Consider the following 17,079-nt stretch of genomic DNA (forward strand, 5'->3'; position numbering starts at 1 on the left):
GATTTCTAAGTAATTTGTAAATTGTCTCTTTCTTTTATTGGCGTCTTTAACATCCTAGTCTACGAAAAATCAAGGTTTTTTTGGTGTAGCCAGAATTTGAATTACTCTCTGGTAAGATGTAAATTCCAAATGATATATTATATTTACAGAGATTAACTGTAATTTAATTAACAGTTAAACATAATATAAAACGTAGCGTTTCCACGCTATACCCATGTGCTAGCAGGTTAAACTAGGCCTGACAACAGCGGTTTTACCGTTCACAATGAGGCTTTTATGGCTGCTGATCTGGTACAGATTGCCAATTATTTAGATAACCTTGGTTGGGATTATCGTGTAGATGAAGAAGAAGAGCGTATTATCACAGGTGTAGAAAGTGATAATGTTGAAGACTTTTTAATTGTTGTTCAATTAGATGAGGATGGAAGGTTTTTTCGATTATTTGCACCACAGGTTCTGGCAGGAGTGCAAGAGCATCCCCACAAAGTAGCCATTCTCCAAACAATGCTAGCGATCTCTTGGGAAACTAAAATGCTGCAATGGGAGTATGACCCATCCGATGGTGAAATTCGTGCCATCATAGAGTTTCCCTTAGAAGATTCGATTCTTACAGAAAAACAGTTTAACCGTTGTTTGAGTGGTTTAATTCAGCTTGTTGATAATGTTGCCATACCCCGACTGCAAGCAGTGATGGAAACAGGTCAAGATCCAGGTAACGTAGAACTAGGAGAAAGAATTTTATTAAGTATTCAAGAAGAAGCCCCAGGATTGCTAGACCTGTTAGAGAAAGCAATGGAAGCCCGTAAAAAGCGGGGAAGTTTTCCGAACGAATGAGTCGAATTAGTAATGAAATAGCTATACTCCAAAGTGATACGCTCAATATACTGAAAGTTTTCTAGGGTTGGATATTATGACTTCTTATGCAACCTCCTCTGCTAAAGCAGAAATGAGTGAACTCCGGCGTCTGAAGGGTTTGCTACCACCAGAATTACAAAGTTGGGTAACTGTTGAAGGTACAACAGAGGTAAATCCACCCCTGATCCGTTGCGAAGAAATTGGCAAAGACCAAGTAGAAATTCAAATTGACTTGGTGAAATGGGATACGCTGGCAATGGATCAGCGCAATTTACTATTCTGGCACGAAGTGGCCCGCATCCAAAATGACACCATTCCCAAAGATGGTTGGGAAATGGCAGCCTTAGCAATTGGTTTAGGTGGCGCTGTTGGCGAGTTGTGGGTACAGGATGCTTTATTGCTGATATTAGCTTTGGCGCTGTGTGGAGTTTCTGGTTGGCGGCTTTATCAAAAAAACAATGGGGAAAAGCAACTTAAAGAATTTATTGAAGCTGATGAAAAAGCGATCGCTTTAGCAACTCGTTTTGGTTATAGTCTTCCCAACGCTTATAAAAGTTTAGGTAGCGCTTTAAAAACCCTAATTGATATGACTCCTAGCAAGCGTCAACGGTCTAAGTACGAAGCACGACTCTCTGCCCTCAAACGCAGTGCTAATAAAGTCAAAGCAAAGTCCAAGACTACTGTGGATGAAGGGATATATTAGCAGAAGGCAGAAGGCAGAAGGCAGAAGGCAGAAGGTATGAGAATATTCTATCTTCCCCTGTCTCCCCATCTGCCTATTCACCTTAACGAGTTAATCAGTTGTAGTTGTGCAAACCTTATTCCACGTGTCGCCGCTTCAGCCAGAAACCAGCTAACCCCAACGCCACTAACCCAGCAGTTGGTATTGATGTTGGTGTGGTCTCAGCTTTCTTGAAATTACCTAGTTCAGTAGCATTCACCCTAAATGAGTAGAGGAAGCCGGGAACTAGCCTTTGACCTCTCGGACAATAACTGTCAATGGGTACTTTACTCACGCTAGTACCGTCTTGATTGCTGCAAACATCAAATTGTACGTCGTCGTCATTCTGTGTAACGCTATAGTCATTATCAGTACCAACTAGCAGTGCATAGGAACCGTTCCTGAGTTTGGGGCCAATTGTTAGTCCCTCTATCTTTTCTGGTATTTTTTTCCAATCACCAGGATTCTCAGGACTCAAAACTTGTGCGATGTCGAAAAAGAGAGTTTTACTAACTGGGTTGACACTCTCTGGCAGTGTGTTAGTACCTGTTAGACTAATGCCACTAACATCAGTTGCACCGACCAGGCTAATTTTGTAAATGCGCTTGCTAGCAACAGGATTGGGGATGTCAGTAGGATCATCAGCCAAATCATTCAGCACGTCTACCCCAAAGCCACGATTGTCTCTTTCCAATACCAAGAATTCTTGATCATTAAGAGCGGTAATGGTACTGATCCCGATATTCCGACCTTGGGCACTTTGTCCAAAATCATCGTCAGTACCAGGAATGCGATCATTGATATCTGTTAAGCTTTCTAGTTGATAGATGTACTGAGCTGTACTTTCGCCACTAGCTATATCAAATTCTACCAAACGTAAATTGCGACTGTAGCGTCCGTCGTTCTTGCCGTTATTATCTACGCCTTCATTCACCAGTGGGTCTTGCAGCATGGCAAATAACTTCTTGCCATCTGGGCTGATAGTTAATCCTTCAAAACCTCGGTTATCTTGGCGTCCACTCGTAATGGTTGGACGACCATCAACGTAGTTAAGAGTGCTTCCAGCTTTGGGAATTATATTATCTGGAATCACAAATGCTCGTACAAAGGAACCATTGGGAGTAAATTCATATACAGAAGGCCCGTATTCATCGGAAACGTAAAAATTGCCATTGGGAGCAACAGCAAAACCCTCTGGATCAAAACTCTGCCCAAGAACAGCTTTATCGCCGTTGAGTAATTCTGGGTTTAAACCATTGAAGGTTTGACCATCTTTTTTGAAGACAATTGTCTGTAGGATTTTAAATTTTCTGATTTTCCCTGTAATTGGGTTAACATCAAGGGTAAATTTTTGTACGCGTGTCTCGTAGGGGATGACACCGCCGCCAGGGCCGCGATCGCTCAAAGCGTAATAAACATTATTGACGCGATCATAGTACAAATCTGAGAAAAATCCCAAGCGGTTTTTATTTGCACTGTTACCAGAAAAGGGGTATAAATCAGTACTTCTACCCGGAATAGTTAAGGTATCGCTAAGTGAGATACCGTAAGCAGATGTTGCATATCCTGTAACACTCACCGCAAGTGAATAGGTAACTATAGAAAGCCAATGTCTGAATCGAATCATTGCTAATATTCAAAATATTACTGTTTTTCAGCATTAGACTTCCGTATTAAGACTAGGTTAACTGACAAACTAAGTACACTTTTTTACATCAAAATTTTACAATCTTTACTTATTCTTGCTTTTGTCTTTATAAAATAACGCTGATAGTTAGTAGATAGTGGTTAGTAACGAACCACTATCTACTAAATTCTAAAGCTGATTCAGCATCTTATGCGTCTGAGGTATAACCCGCACTTGTTTAACAAAACGCTTAATCAAAGCTTGCCACATCAATACCTGTTCTGGAGAAGGGGCAAGCACTGGATTTTCGGTCAATTGTTTAGAAGCGGGTAAAGGTGTGACAGGTTGTAAAAACACTGGAATCGATGGACTTACCTGTGCGACTAATGAAGCAGAACGTTCCAACTCAGCAGGATCTGTTTGTTCAGAAATAATGATTTTGACAAAAACTTCTACTTGTGATTCATAACAGAGTTGGAGAAATTTAGCGTGTTCTTGCCAACGATTTTCGCCACTAGTGCTAGGTAGTTTCAAATCCATACCCACAGAGTCTAAATAGGGCAAAATCATTGCCAACTGGTCTGGACGATGACCACCTGTCTCTAAATATATAGGTAAACCAGTAATATTACGTATTTGCGGTAAAAATTCCACTAGAAATCCAGCATGAAGCAGAGGTTCGCCACCAGTCAAGCTAATGCTATCGTGTAAAGAAGGTATATTTTGCCGCTCGATCCATTCGAGTAATATAGGTAAAGAGACAGGATTTGAGTGAATTTCAAAATCGCGTCGTCCCGGCGATCGCTCTATCCTACAGGAAGTGGGTGCATTCCAAGTATGAGCGCTATCACAGAAATGACAGCGCAAATCACAAAAAGCAAAGCGAATAAAAATCTGACGTGTCCCGACATTCAGTCCTTCCCCTTGAATAGCGGAAAAGACCTCTACCAGGCGTGCTACGGGTGTAATACCAATTTTAGTAGTCATTTGATGATAAAAAGGCGTATGTGCCCTTTCCGCACAAAAGCAAGGATGTTTCTGAACTTCTTGTTCTATTGTGAACCTTACTGGCAGTCTCCAATTTCAACTCCAGTAACTAGCTGTCCGGAAAAGAAACTTTCACGCATGGAGCAAAAGTAAAGGGGTTACTATCCTTTGATCTTTTCTCAATTCGATCCGTTCATAATCTGGGTAGCGGACTACTGGCGATTAGTTATGATTTGAACTAATCGCATCTCAGCTTAAGTGATTCACTAAAACTAAGTAATGTTTGGCATATTACATTGACTGACATGGCAATGAAAGTGCAGGGTTTCATGATTAGCCAACCCCAAGAGGTAGATTTTCCAGTGATGTTCTTACATGACACGGCGATAGTACAAGTATCAGAGCGATTAAGCGTGCTAGAGGCGGTAGCCTTTAAGCAAACTTGCCAAAATATCACCCAAGCGAACCCAATTCCCCAGAAAATCATCATTGACTTTCAGCAAACTACTTTTATGGATAGTAGCGGTTTAGGCGCTTTGGTAAGTAATTTTAAAATTGCTCAAGATCGAGGGATAGAATTTATACTGCGGAATGTGACACCCCAAGTTATGGCTGTACTTAATCTTACAGGGCTAGAAAAGGTTTTTTTCATTGAGTCAAGTGACTCGCTACCAGTACCTTCTAAGAACCAACTCGAAGAACAGCTACCGACCACACATCCTTCTGTTCGTTCTTGGATGAAACGGTTAATAGATATTGTTGGGGCATTAGTAGGTTTAGTTATTGTAGCAATTTTGTTTATTCCTATTACTATTGCGATCACAATAGACGATCCTGGTCCAATTTTCTTCAGTCAAGTTCGCTGTGGTTGGATGGGTAAACGCTTTCGGATTTGGAAATTCCGTTCCATGTATGTTGATGCTGAAGCCAGAAAAGCCGAATTGGCAAAACATAACCAAGTACAAGGGGCTTTTTTCAAAATTGATAACGACCCCAGAATTACAAAAATCGGACGCTTTTTGCGGCGTACAAGTTTAGACGAACTACCACAGTTTTGGAATGTTCTAAAAGGAGAAATGAGTCTAGTTGGTACAAGACCACCCACACCCGACGAAGTCGAACGTTATGAAGTACCAGAATGGCAACGTTTAGATGTAAAACCGGGTATGACTGGAGAATGGCAAGTCAATGGACGATCAACTGTACGTAAATTCGAGGATGTAATTCGTCTGGATTTGCAATACCAAAAAAACTGGAGCTTACTATACGATTTAAAGCTAATTTTGAAAACAGTAGCTATTTTGTTTCACAAAAACAGTGGCGCTGTCTAGCTTTATTGTACAAAGCTATCCTTCTAGAGGCTTAGGGGCATTGTTACTCAAAAATATCAAGTGACAAATTAAGGTTTTGATTGCCCCACCTCTATAAAAGTAAAAATGTAAACGATTCACTCCTTGCACTTTATTATTATTATCTGCACGTAACGCACTTTTTTATATTTTTAAAATTTATAAGTAGAAAGACTCACATTAAATAAAAGCTCTTAGTAAGGGCTTTAGCCCTTAAAACTTGAACTGACCTATTTTTGACCTAATCATAAAATCATATAGTGTTTCCCGCTTGAATGTGGTACAGCCAAAGGAACCCCACCTTGGCTTCGCCACCTCGCTTGCGCTTAGGGGATTAAGGGGTGGGGTGCAATGACTATGGGAAATATAACTAATTATCCGAATTTAATATTAGAGGCTCTCATTCTCGTAACTAGGTTTTGGAGACTTCGTCTTTCGATGACTGCGACTAGTGTAAGTTATCAGTTTCAAAGGACTTATGGGGAATCTGGAAGGAGTCAATTACCGTAAAATTCCTCAAGCTTTAATCGGAGGATGAGTTTAATTTCTTTAACTTTTAAATATACTATTAGAGTTTTATTTCAGCAATAATACTTAAAAAATGCTTTATTTTTTACTTATATAAAGTAAAAAAAGCTATTAGTACAATTGAATTTACAGTGTTAAATTTTACTCAAAATTTATCTGCAAACCACTGACATCAAAACAATCCAAGGAGAAAATTCAGATAGAAGCGCAATCTCTGCCTGAAATGATTTTCAGGAGAAATTCACTGAATTAAACGAAAACCAGGGTTTTTTTGATAATTTGACATGCGGATTTTAATTTACTCCTACAACTACTATCCAGAACCCATAGGCATAGCCCCCCTAATGACTGAATTAGCAGAGGGACTTGTTAAACGAGGACATCAAGTGCGTGTAGTAACTGCTATGCCAAACTACCCAGAACGCCGGATTTACGATGCGTATAAAAAAAAGTTGTATTTAACTGAGTATAAAAATGGTGTTCAAATTCAACGCAGTTATGTCTGGATTCGTCCTCAACCGAACCTATTCGACCGAGTGTTACTAGATGCAAGCTTTGTTGTCACAAGTTTTGTACCAGCTGTAATGGGTTGGCGTCCAGATGTAATTCTTGCCACTTCACCATCTTTACCCGTATGTGTACCAACTACCGTCTTAGGATGGTTACAAAATTGTCCTGTAGTATTAAACCTTCAAGATATATTGCCAGAAGCAGCTATTCATGTTGGTTTAATCAAAAATCAATTACTTGTTAAAGCCTTTACAGCATTAGAAAAATTTGCTTACCGCACTGCTACTAAAATTAGCGTTATTGCTGATGGATTTGTAGAAAACTTGCTCAACAAAGATGTAAAAGCTAATAAAATTGTGCAGATACCTAACTGGGTTGACGTTAATTTTATTCGTCCTTTACCAAAAGAAAATAATTTTTTCCGCACAGCCCATAAACTTAATGATAAATTTGTAGTTCTATATTCTGGTAACATTGCCCTCACTCAAGGCTTGGAAACAGTAGTAAAAGCTGCCTCAAAATTGCGACATATTCCAGATATTAGCTTTGTGATCGTAGGAGAAGCACAAGGTCTACAAAGATTGCAACAAGAATGCCAAAATTGCGGTGCAGATAACGTTTTGTTGCTACCTTTTCAACCCCGTGAAAAATTACCAGAGATGTTAGCAGCCGCTGATGTTGGTTTGGTAGTACAAAAGAAAAATGTAATATCCTTTAACATGCCATCCAAAATTCAAGTTTTACTTGCCAGTGGTAGAGCATTAATTGCATCTGTACCTGATAATGGCACTGCTGCAAGAGCAATTAAACAAAGCGGTGGTGGTGTTGTCGTCCCTCCAGAAGATTCTGATGCCTTAGCCAAAGCAATTTTAGATTTGTACCAGCACCCTGAAAAAGTTAAGGCTCTTGGCTATAACAGTCGCCAATTTGCTGTTGAGCAATATTCCTTTGACCAAGCTTTAAATAACTATGAGTCTTTGTTTTATACAATGATTTCCGATAGTCCAGCCATTGGGTCAACTGTTGTGTCTAAGCAAGAAGTGTAAATCAGTTAACAGTGATCAGTTACCAGTTATCAGTGATGAGTGTTGACGTTATGCTAGGGATTTATATCCAGGTAAATAAATGATTTACTAGTTAAAAGTTAGGGCATTGTTAAATCAGCAAATTAATTTATTCTAGAAGTTGCTTTGTTACTAGCATTATATGATGCAGCTATTAACGATGTTCCCAAATTTTTGACGGCTTGTACCAATTCTGCACCTGCTTTTTCTGGTGAACCCACTCCAAACGGAGGTGAGGGGTTGTACTCCAACATCAATTCAATCAACTTGGCAGTATCTTCACCACAAAGCATTCCTGCAATGGTTAAAGCAAAATCAATCCCTGCTGTCACGCCTCCACCTGTAATTCGGTTACGATCCACAACTACCCTTTCTGTACTGACTTGCGCTCCCATCAGTTCCAGTTGTTCTCGAAATGCCCAGTGAGAAGCAGCTCTATATCCGTGCAGCAATTTAGCTGCTGCAAGGATGAGCGAACCTGTACAAACAGCAGTTATATACTTGGCCGTTTTGTCATGTTTCTGCAAAAAAGCCAACATTTCGGTGTCTTCCATCATTTGCACTGTACCAAAAGATCCTCCTGGTACACACAACACATCAAGTTGAGGACACTCATCAAAGGTAGTGTTGGGTAAAATTGTTAACCCACCATTGCTCACCACAGGTTCGAGTGACTTCCACAATAGTAAAACCGAAGTGTTGGGCATTAAAGAAAAAACTTGGTGTGGTCCAGTGATATCTAGCTGAAACATGTCTGGGTAAATGACTAAACCAATAGTGTTTTGAAACTGATTATTCATACTGCAAATTTAAAAGTGTGCAATGAATACAGCTATCCTAGAGTTAAATATATTGGTTGCCAATTACCCAGTTGAGTACATTCTTGCTATGTCTGGTAGCTTTCAGGCACTGATTCAAAAAATAGCGATCGCTCCTGATGAATTGCAACTGCGCCTAGATTATATGGATGCAGTAGGGGAATTGTTTGCTTGCCAACACTGGGGTATTTATTTGCATGACAGTCTGGAAAAATGTGCCACGGTTGATATCAAAGGACTACCAGACAGCTTTATCGATTACTACGAAGCTGTTGGTATGGCCATTGATCCAGTCATGGATTATGTTATCGAACATCATGTTCCCGCCCATGAGCAAGTCATTTTTACAGAAACAGCTTGGAAGCAGAGTCAACTGTATCAAAGTGGTTGTGGTAGGATGTACAACCACGAACACATTATGACTGGACCTATTGTTGGGCAAGGAAAACTAATTGGTACAGTTCACTTTGCCCGCACCAATGGGACATCTGCCTTTAATTCTCAAGATTTAATGTGTTTAAGTGCGCTTTGCGCTCATATTTCTGCAAAACTAGCTTTCTTGCGAGCAAAACAACAGCTAAATCAAATAGCTTGTTTAACTCATCGAGAATTACAAATTGCTTCTTTGGTTGCCAAAGGTTTAACTAATGCAGAAATTGCTACCGAACTTTGGATTAGTCAAAATACAGTCAAGCAAACTTTAAAGCGAATATTTCGTAAGCTGAATGTATCCACACGAGCAGAGATGGTAGCACAATGCCAAATGCCTCAAGTTTAAGGAGTAAAAAGAAAAGTACTAGAGATGGTTTGTCGTTTAAAAGCCAAAAAAACATTATCTAAGTCTTGACCTGACTAGCCAATAAACTTCAAAATGATATTGAGCCGAAATGTTTCCAAGTGTGAATCTTTCTGGATAAACCTGCTTTTGGGGAAATTCCAGGCTCAGGTTGACTAACCCATCAGGGAAGAAACTTTGTCGGATTTAACAGATTCTACTAAGCAATGAATGTTCACAAACCGATTTCAGAGCATCCAGATTGTACTAAACTTAGAGCGCGTAGATGCAGTAGTCATTGTTTCCTCATTCAAACAGCAATTTAGGAAAGAACTGCACTGATAGCTATAGTTAGCTTGAGGAAATAACGCAGGTACTGAAATAAATGTCATTTCATTAGTAAGCAAAATCACCTGTTCATTATACAGATTAGTCAATTTAAGGATGGTATTTGACTTTTTCAAAAGTATATAACCAACGTTGAAAGAATCATGAACTTATGAACGCCATCTATAAGGGACAAATTCAAGAAGCAACAAAGAGATATTTTCAGGCTCAAGTCAACCTCCTTGCCCAAATACTTGAAGTTGCTTCGTAACCAGATTTAATGAATACAAGTTTTTGTGTCTTTTACACAAGTTTGTGCTACACAACCAGATTTTAACTATGAACAAAAAATGGGCAGTTAAGCGAATCACAGTAAATTTGGCATCAAACGAAGCCAATAAGCTGGAAAAATATTGTGATCAGACAGGTAGAGCAGCGACGGATGTGATTAGGGAACTTATTCGAGCGCTACCAATGACTAGGCCTGATCAGCATTAGCATTTTTTTGGAACTTCAAGATGGTTTTGGCAAATTAGTTTTCAAACTAAATAAAATTCCTAAACTATTTTGAGCATATTCCTCAGTGATGAATACACATGAGATTCCTTAGCCAAGTTTTTTGACTAAGGATATTTTTATTTTTACTCTACACTGAATTAGCTGTGTGTCTTCCAGTTAACATTTAAGAACATAATTTCGCTATTCTGCTGACATTACTTATTCCTCAATACCAAAATATCAAGTTTTTAATTACTTTTTCTAGATAAAATAACTGAGCTACAATTTTTACAATGAATAATGTCTCACTGTCTGCATAAAAAAGTTAAGTTATGGGTAAACCTTGGATCAGTTCCCGGATTACATCTGTAGCTGCTTTTCCTGTTAACTCACAATATTTTTCCAGCTTTTTGGCTTCATCTGGCGCCAATTCTAGAATAAGTTGTTGGACTGATAAATTTTCACTGAAAGTTGCAAAAGCTGGAAACATATGTGCGGCGGTTTCATTCATTGTTCTTATATTTACTATCTAAGTTCAACAATATTGCCAATCCAGAACCATCTTTACCAGTGAAAATCTAGATTTTGATATTTAACTTAAGCTTTTTAATTATTCTTTTTTCAAGAGCCATAAAGCATAAACGCTAATATACGCTAGATCTCTGAAGTACTGGTAGCAGTTTTAGTCTGTAGTTTTAATAATGTACTTATGCAGACGATGAAGCTCGTATTTACGTGTATCCGCCACATCTTTTATTTTATCCATAAATAAATTTAGAGGCTGGAAATCCTATCACCGAACGTAGAGGACTAAATTATTTAGTATAAACTTTTTCACCTTCAGCTACGCTACGTACTACAAGGGAGGAAACGCGTAGTGGATTTTGGGTATAGCTGCTTTTCTTCAATCAATCAGTCAAATCGATATTGCCCTGGTTGCTATCGAGAATAAGGTACTTTTGATTAACGGCTTATGTGCAATATATAGTACATTTTTACTCCTATGTTTGCTATTTGAATCCCTATCCATACTCTATTTGCACCCTACTAAAGATATTTGATAAATGAAAGCAAAGCTTCATGGATGAAGTAACCACCCATCTAAAATTATTTGGATTATAGGAACATAAGTACTGGATTATTAATTTCTTAAGCAAACTTTACAGTATTTTTTAAATTCTTCCTTAACTTCCTGATTTTAGGCTGTCTGAATCTTAAAAAATGTAATGAATTCTAAAACAAACTTAACTACTTCATCAAATGTTAATAATTAATTTTAAGCTTATTGATATTTTTGTCAATAACTAAAATTGTACGCATGCAAGTATTTTTTTACGTATTTTTTGTATCAAGGCTAGTTTGAACCCTTATCTCCAAACTTTTAGTCCTTGTTCTTATTAAGAAAATTTTTTATTTAAGGATATCTAGTCTCGCAAGAGAGAGTAGATGATAGGCGTTTTAAATGATGTTGTTACTATGATAAAATCCTCTCAGAGTAGAAAAAGATTGTATTGATTCAATCTGTAAATCTACTTTACCCACTAGGGAGATAACACTGAAGTTGATCGGAGGATAATACCGAATAAATAGTTGAATTCACCCGAAAAGTGATCTCATCATAAGCTATCTGCACATATTGTTGGCAGTAGTGGTTGTGGTCAAGATGTTGGAAGATATGGGAGTGCAACATGCATTTGGTGTTTCGGAAGGTGCGATCGCATAGCTCTAACATAACTGCGACACAGTTCAATCATAGAGAACCGAATCGCTTCGTAGCACACTGAAGTATTCCCACATCACTCAAATAAGTTCTAGTAAGGAATTTTTCCAACAGAGACTTTGTGATTGTGTAGCAACCGTAAGTTAGCAAACGAAGCATGTTTAATGACATTTCTGGTCATATTGAATGGGCACGTGTTGCACCTGACAAAGTGGTAGTAGCAACAGCAGATCGTGTTTGGTTATACCAACCTAGTTCTGGAAATAGTAGCGATTTATTCGCTCAGCCAATGACGGGTGAAGGCAGTATAGCCACAACCCAAAAGCTTCTTGATACTTCCATTATACTTGCCAAGCGTGCGGTTTCATCAAGCCGTCCTCCTGCCTTTAGCCTCATGCTTTGGATTTGGCGTTTGGCAGGTCAATATCATCTTACCCATTCTACGCCACGACTGATGCAGGAAGCCGCCCAACGTTTTGCTGCTGCTGGTCGCGAGACTTTAGCACAGTGGGCAGCCGAGAAAGCAGTTGAAGAACGTGGACATGACCGACTTGCCCTGCTCGATATCCAGTCACTGGGATACGATGCCCAGGCAGTGGTGGAAGCTCTTGTTCCACCATCGGCACAGGTTTTAGTGGATTACTTCACCCGCAGCGTGCAAACCCCAGATCCAATCGGTTGCGTTGGCTATTCCTACACAATGGAACGCCTCGCGCTCACTACTGGTGAAGAACACATTCAAGCAGTAGAAGCGTTATTGCCACCTGGCATTCACGCCACCCGTTGTCTCCGTGTACATAGTGGTGTTGGCAGCGATGTGGAGCATGTGCAGGAGACCATTGAGATGGTAGCTGGACTGACTCCAGAGGAGCGGACTCGCGTCGCTGTTGCTTGTTACGAAACGGCGCTGTTGCGCTTCAGCTCTTCTCAAGAAGGCTATCCAACGGATGAAGAACTACAGCAAGTTTTGAAACTGTTGGCTTTGCATCCGCAACCCCAGGAGGAATTTGAGAGTTTGCTAGTTAGGTGATCTGGATATAGAGCAAGGAAAATCTATACCTTTCTCGTAAATGTGTTAAACCAATTTTACGCAAAAATTTAACGAGGATCTCATGGAATCTAAGAACACAAACAAAGCCAAGCAAAAGCAGTCTTTCAGTTTCCTAACTGTCCTGAGTCTGTGTGCAATCATCACATCTACGACAACAGCAGTAATTGAGAAGGAGTCAAATAAACAGAATTTGGCTCCAGCAGGTGAGCAACAGTCTTTGAGCCAGGATTCCATTAGCAGCCTTAATGAAAGCAACAGTGCAGTCTTAGAGGAAATCAATCTCGATAAAGAGTGGGAAAGTATCTCTAGCGAGAAATCCGAGCAAGGATTTCTCATCTTAGCTGGCAGTGAGGGTTTCTAATAGGTTCTAGTTACGCGTTTTAAACTGCTCTTAAAGATCAGGTAATAGTGACTATAACAGCTACACAGAGCTAGAGTGGGACAGAGGTTTAATCAACTGCCCCCAAAGCTTTCAATGTTGCTCTGGTTGCTTCTGTTATACCAGTAACCCCTGTGAGATTTAAACGCTCATAGGGTTTTTCGGCTTTCAAAATCTTTAAACATTCGCCAGTTCTAACATTCCAAAGTCTAATAGTCTCATCTTCACTACCACTAACTAAGGTTTGATTGTCCGGACAAAAGGCGACTGACCAAACCCAAGCCGAGTGTCCAGCCAAAGTTTTAAAACATTCACCAGTGTTAATATTCCACAACTTGATTGTGTGATCTTGACTGCTAGTTGCTAGCATTCGTTTGTCCGAACTAAAGGCAACTGATAGTAGCCAACCCGTATCCACCTGCAAAACTTTAAAGCATTCACCTGTACAGGCACTCCATAATCTTAAGGTTCGATCTGTACTGGTACTCGCCAAAAGTTCACCATCTGGACTAAAAGCAACTGCCCAAGCCCAACTCGTATGTCCCTCCAAGGTTCTGAGGCATTTACCAGTTTTAGCATCCCACAATCTGACTGTCTGATCCAAAGAGCCACTGGCTAGTACAGTCCCTTGAGGACTGAACGCAACTGACCAAACCGCAGCATTATGCCCTTGGAGAGTCCTCAAAGCTTCACCTGTGCTGACATTCCATAACTTAACTGTTTGATCTTCACTGCCACTCACCAGTGTCTGACCGTCAGGGCTAAAAGAAACTGACCAAACCGCAGCACTATGTCCCTGGCAAGTTCTTAGGCATTGACCAGTGCTAACATCCCACAACTTCACCGTTTTATCTCCACTACCACTGCCCAAGATGTTGCCTTGTGAGTTGAAAGCAACTGAGTATACCCAATTGGTGTGTCCGTAGAAAGTCTTTAAGGTTTGACCAGTGTGGGTATCCCACAATCTCACCTTTTGATCGTGACCACTACTTGCCAGCGTCTTACCATCTGGATTGAAGGTGACTGAGAGTATTTGATTGCTATGTCCTTGGAAAGTTTTGAAACATTGACTAGTGGGAATATGCCACAACTTCACAGTCTGATCGCGACTACCACTAGCTAAAACATCACCCTCTAGGCTAAAGGCAACTGAAAATACTATATTGGAGTGTCCTTGAAAAATTCTTTGGCATTCACCACTACTGACATCCCACAATCTCACTGTCTGGTCATGACTGCCACTAGCCAGAAAATCACCTTGGGGACTGAAGGCAACTGAAAATATTTGATTGGAATGTCCCCAGAAAGTTCTTTGGCATTCACCAGTACTGAGGTTCCATAACCTGATTGTCTGGTCATCACTACTACTAGCTAGCATTTGACCGTCAGGACTGAGACTGATTGACCGTATCCCATCACTATGTCCCTGGAAAATTTTTAGGCACTCACCGCTGTTAACATCCCATAACCTGATTGTGTTATCGTCACTGCCACTCACCAGTGTCTGAGCATCCAGACTAAAGGCAACTGAGAGTACCCAATTTGTATGTCCCTGAAAAATTTTCAGGCATTCACCAGTCCTAACAGACCATAGTCTTATGATTTGGTCATCACAGCCGGTGACTAACTTGCCACCCTCTGGGCTAAAGGCAACTGACCAAACCTCATTACCATGCTCCCGCAAACTGTGAAAGCATTGACCAGTACCGACATCCCATAGCTTGACAGTACAGTCACTACTCCCACTGGCAAGAGTCCTACTGTCAGGGCTGAAGGCAAGGGAAACAACCCAGTTGGCATGTCCTCGGAGGATGAGAAGTTGTTGACCATCAGCAACTCGCCATAGGTGAATCTCACCATTGCTATCGCCTGCGGCTAGGAGTTTGCCATCAGGGCTAAAGGCAACAGACATAATTCCACCAAAAGTTTCGGAAAAAGCAGATTTTGCTAGATCAGCGTTTTGGAAGTTTACATGATGTAAATTTACCTTGCGTAGATCTGCTTGCCAAACACTTAGGTAAGAAAAATCATAGCCAGTGAAATCGATTCCCAAAGATTTGAGTAGATTAACAATATTTCCAGCTGTATATCCTGGTTCTTGCGGAGATTCCTCCCGCAGCCTTGCTAGGATTTTAGTTAATTGTTTTTCAATGCCCTTTTTGCTTCTAAAGACACTCAGTAGCCCATCTATGACTGGTTGGAGGATGAGGCGAATTTGAGCCTCCCTCACATAGTCCTTTGCGGTTGCCTTCATTAGAGCATGACATCTAAAAAGTTCGATTTTCTCAGTAGCAATCTCTTCACAGACCTGCTCTATCAATACCTGAGTCACATATTCCATGACTACAGGTTGGAGAGTAAAAGTTGCTGCACTTTGCTCAACTAGCGATCGCCTCAGCAAAGACTCAAGAGCTTCCAATAATTTTTGCGATGGTACTGGCGATACCATATCTTCTCGCAATTCCCAGAGCGCGATTGGTTCACGATTTATTGCTAGCCAATACATTATGTCTTTTTCTACATGCGATAAGCGCTCAAATTGCTGGTCTAAAACACTACGAATATCTCCAAAAACAGCAGTATTTTCTCGCAAAAATTCTGTGACATTACCATCAAAGACATCTTCTATAGTCGTAGCAACTATCTTCAAAGCTAATGGATTGCCTGCATAGCGTTCAATCATTACTTGCCATTCTGACTCTGTTGCAGATAGGCCCTTAACTTTCAAGATTTCCTGTGCATCGTCAACTTTCAAACCCCTTAATTGTAAGGAGCGAACGGGTAATTCTTGTCCTTTGAGTAATGCTACCTCTTTAGGATTTTCCCGACTGGTTAAGACCAAACAACTTTGGTGAGTTGCTTCTCCTAACAATCTCAAAAGCTCACCGTAACTTTCATATCCTTCTCGGTATTGTCCAGCTCGACTACCGCTACGTAAGATAGGCTCTATATTGTCAAGTACAACCAGACAGCGATTATTTTGCAAATAATAGAGTAGACGCGATATTCTCTCGCTTAAATTTTCTGGTAAATTGCTTTCTGTTTCCTGCTCATCAGAGAGAAATTGGATGAGATTTGCGAGGACGGATTTTATGGGTGGAGCTTCTCTGAGCGATCGCCAAATCACATATTCAAATTCTTCCTGAATCTGTTGAGCTAGCTTGACAGCCAGAGTCGTTTTACCAATACCACCCATTCCTAATATTGCCACTAATCGACACCGCTCATCGAGTATCCATTGCTCTAAAGTGGCAATCTCTTGTCTACGTCCATAAAAAACAGATGTATGGGTTGCATCACCCCAATCTAGGCGAGTATTTGAGCTTAAATAGTCACTTTTATCTAATTTTATGTTAAAAACTAAAAACAGCTTTTCGAGAGTTTTTTTATCAACTCCTCCTTCGCGATTGAGTACTTTGGAGATTGTACTAGGATATAACCCAGTACGTGTACTCAGTTCTTCGAGTGTATAACTGTTTCCAAAATTTTCCTGTGCTTCTGATGTACGTTTTGCCTGCTGAAGTTTTTGTAAACCTCTAGTAGTCAGTGCAACTCCGCGCTTGCGTCTCCAATTCTGTAAAGCCATGTAATAAAAATGCAGTGGTACTAACTTAACTTGAATTCAATTAACTTTCTAGCTGAATGAAAACTGCGTTCTTGAATGTTCATAAATTAGCTTTATTTTTTTTAGAAAGTTATTGCTTTGTTTACTATACCAAAAGTGATCGCCATCATCTTTTACCCTATGTCTACTATGGTTTAACTAATGCAGAAATCGTTGTCAAATAGTAGGATGGGTCAAAATTCAACCAAAAAGACTTAAAAACGAATTTTTTGTAAGCTAGATGTATCAGCACGAGTAAAAATGAT

14 protein-coding genes are annotated in these 17,079 nt (G+C 40.0%); 9 read left to right on the forward strand and 5 right to left on the reverse strand.

Annotated features, from left to right (window positions below; genetic code table 11):
- Positions 1-276 precede the first annotated feature (276 nt).
- Both RS893_RS06170 and RS893_RS06175 read left to right on the forward strand, forming a co-directional pair.
- The gene (locus RS893_RS06170; protein ID WP_315790348.1) at positions 277-834 is read left to right on the forward strand and encodes a hypothetical protein; all 558 of its coding nucleotides are present in this window, start codon (positions 277-279) and stop codon (positions 832-834) included.
- Positions 835-910: 76 nt separating this feature from the next.
- A complete protein-coding gene (locus RS893_RS06175) occupies positions 911-1,558 on the forward strand; it encodes a DUF3318 domain-containing protein (protein WP_009460181.1) in 648 nt (215 codons plus the stop codon).
- Positions 1,559-1,673: 115 nt separating this feature from the next.
- Here the strand turns inward: RS893_RS06175 and RS893_RS06180 are convergent, their stop codons facing one another.
- Together RS893_RS06180 and RS893_RS06185 are read right to left on the reverse strand one after the other, a co-directional pair.
- Positions 1,674-3,203, reverse strand: a complete 1,530-nt coding sequence (locus tag RS893_RS06180; protein ID WP_315790349.1) for an esterase-like activity of phytase family protein — start codon at positions 3,201-3,203, stop codon at positions 1,674-1,676.
- Positions 3,204-3,392: 189 nt separating this feature from the next.
- Positions 3,393-4,190, reverse strand: a complete 798-nt coding sequence (locus RS893_RS06185) for a 7-carboxy-7-deazaguanine synthase QueE (RefSeq protein WP_315790350.1) — start codon at positions 4,188-4,190, stop codon at positions 3,393-3,395.
- Between the two features lie 305 nt (positions 4,191-4,495).
- Here RS893_RS06185 and RS893_RS06190 point away from each other — a divergent pair, with 305 nt between their 5' ends.
- Both RS893_RS06190 and RS893_RS06195 read left to right on the forward strand, forming a co-directional pair.
- Positions 4,496-5,521: an anti-sigma factor antagonist gene (locus RS893_RS06190; protein WP_315790351.1), complete on the forward strand. Its 1,026-nt coding sequence runs from the start codon at positions 4,496-4,498 to the stop codon at positions 5,519-5,521.
- Between the two features lie 830 nt (positions 5,522-6,351).
- Positions 6,352-7,623: a glycosyltransferase family 4 protein gene (locus tag RS893_RS06195; protein WP_315790352.1), complete on the forward strand. Its 1,272-nt coding sequence runs from the start codon at positions 6,352-6,354 to the stop codon at positions 7,621-7,623.
- Between the two features lie 122 nt (positions 7,624-7,745).
- Here RS893_RS06195 and RS893_RS06200 read toward each other — a convergent pair whose 3' ends face one another.
- A complete protein-coding gene (locus RS893_RS06200; protein ID WP_315790353.1) occupies positions 7,746-8,441 on the reverse strand; it encodes a DJ-1/PfpI family protein in 696 nt (231 codons plus the stop codon).
- Between the two features lie 22 nt (positions 8,442-8,463).
- Here RS893_RS06200 and RS893_RS06205 point away from each other — a divergent pair, with 22 nt between their 5' ends.
- Together RS893_RS06205 and RS893_RS06210 are read left to right on the forward strand one after the other, a co-directional pair.
- A complete protein-coding gene (locus tag RS893_RS06205; RefSeq protein WP_425475836.1) occupies positions 8,464-9,237 on the forward strand; it encodes a LuxR C-terminal-related transcriptional regulator in 774 nt (257 codons plus the stop codon).
- 663 nt (positions 9,238-9,900) lie between these two features.
- Positions 9,901-10,059, forward strand: coding sequence for a CopG family transcriptional regulator (locus RS893_RS06210; RefSeq protein ID WP_315790354.1), 159 nt, complete (start codon positions 9,901-9,903; stop codon positions 10,057-10,059).
- A gap of 325 nt (positions 10,060-10,384) precedes the next feature.
- Here the strand turns inward: RS893_RS06210 and RS893_RS06215 are convergent, their stop codons facing one another.
- A complete protein-coding gene (locus tag RS893_RS06215; RefSeq protein ID WP_315790355.1) occupies positions 10,385-10,570 on the reverse strand; it encodes a CopG family transcriptional regulator in 186 nt (61 codons plus the stop codon).
- A gap of 1,366 nt (positions 10,571-11,936) precedes the next feature.
- Between RS893_RS06215 and RS893_RS06220 the strand changes: the two genes are divergently transcribed.
- Both RS893_RS06220 and RS893_RS06225 read left to right on the forward strand, forming a co-directional pair.
- Complete coding sequence (locus RS893_RS06220; protein ID WP_315790356.1) at positions 11,937-12,809, forward strand: hypothetical protein; 873 nt, start codon at positions 11,937-11,939, stop codon at positions 12,807-12,809.
- Between the two features lie 82 nt (positions 12,810-12,891).
- Positions 12,892-13,191: a hypothetical protein gene (locus tag RS893_RS06225; protein ID WP_315790357.1), complete on the forward strand. Its 300-nt coding sequence runs from the start codon at positions 12,892-12,894 to the stop codon at positions 13,189-13,191.
- Positions 13,192-13,279: 88 nt separating this feature from the next.
- Here RS893_RS06225 and RS893_RS06230 read toward each other — a convergent pair whose 3' ends face one another.
- Complete coding sequence (locus RS893_RS06230) at positions 13,280-16,795, reverse strand: NB-ARC domain-containing protein (protein WP_315790358.1); 3,516 nt, start codon at positions 16,793-16,795, stop codon at positions 13,280-13,282.
- Positions 16,796-16,851: 56 nt separating this feature from the next.
- Here RS893_RS06230 and RS893_RS06235 point away from each other — a divergent pair, with 56 nt between their 5' ends.
- Positions 16,852-16,998 (forward strand): hypothetical protein, encoded by a 147-nt coding sequence (locus tag RS893_RS06235; RefSeq protein ID WP_315790359.1) that lies wholly within the window; start codon positions 16,852-16,854, stop codon positions 16,996-16,998.
- Positions 16,999-17,079 lie beyond the last annotated feature (81 nt).

It is taken from the genome of Fischerella sp. JS2, from assembly GCF_032393985.1.
Lineage (GTDB): Bacteria > Cyanobacteriota > Cyanobacteriia > Cyanobacteriales > Nostocaceae > Fischerella.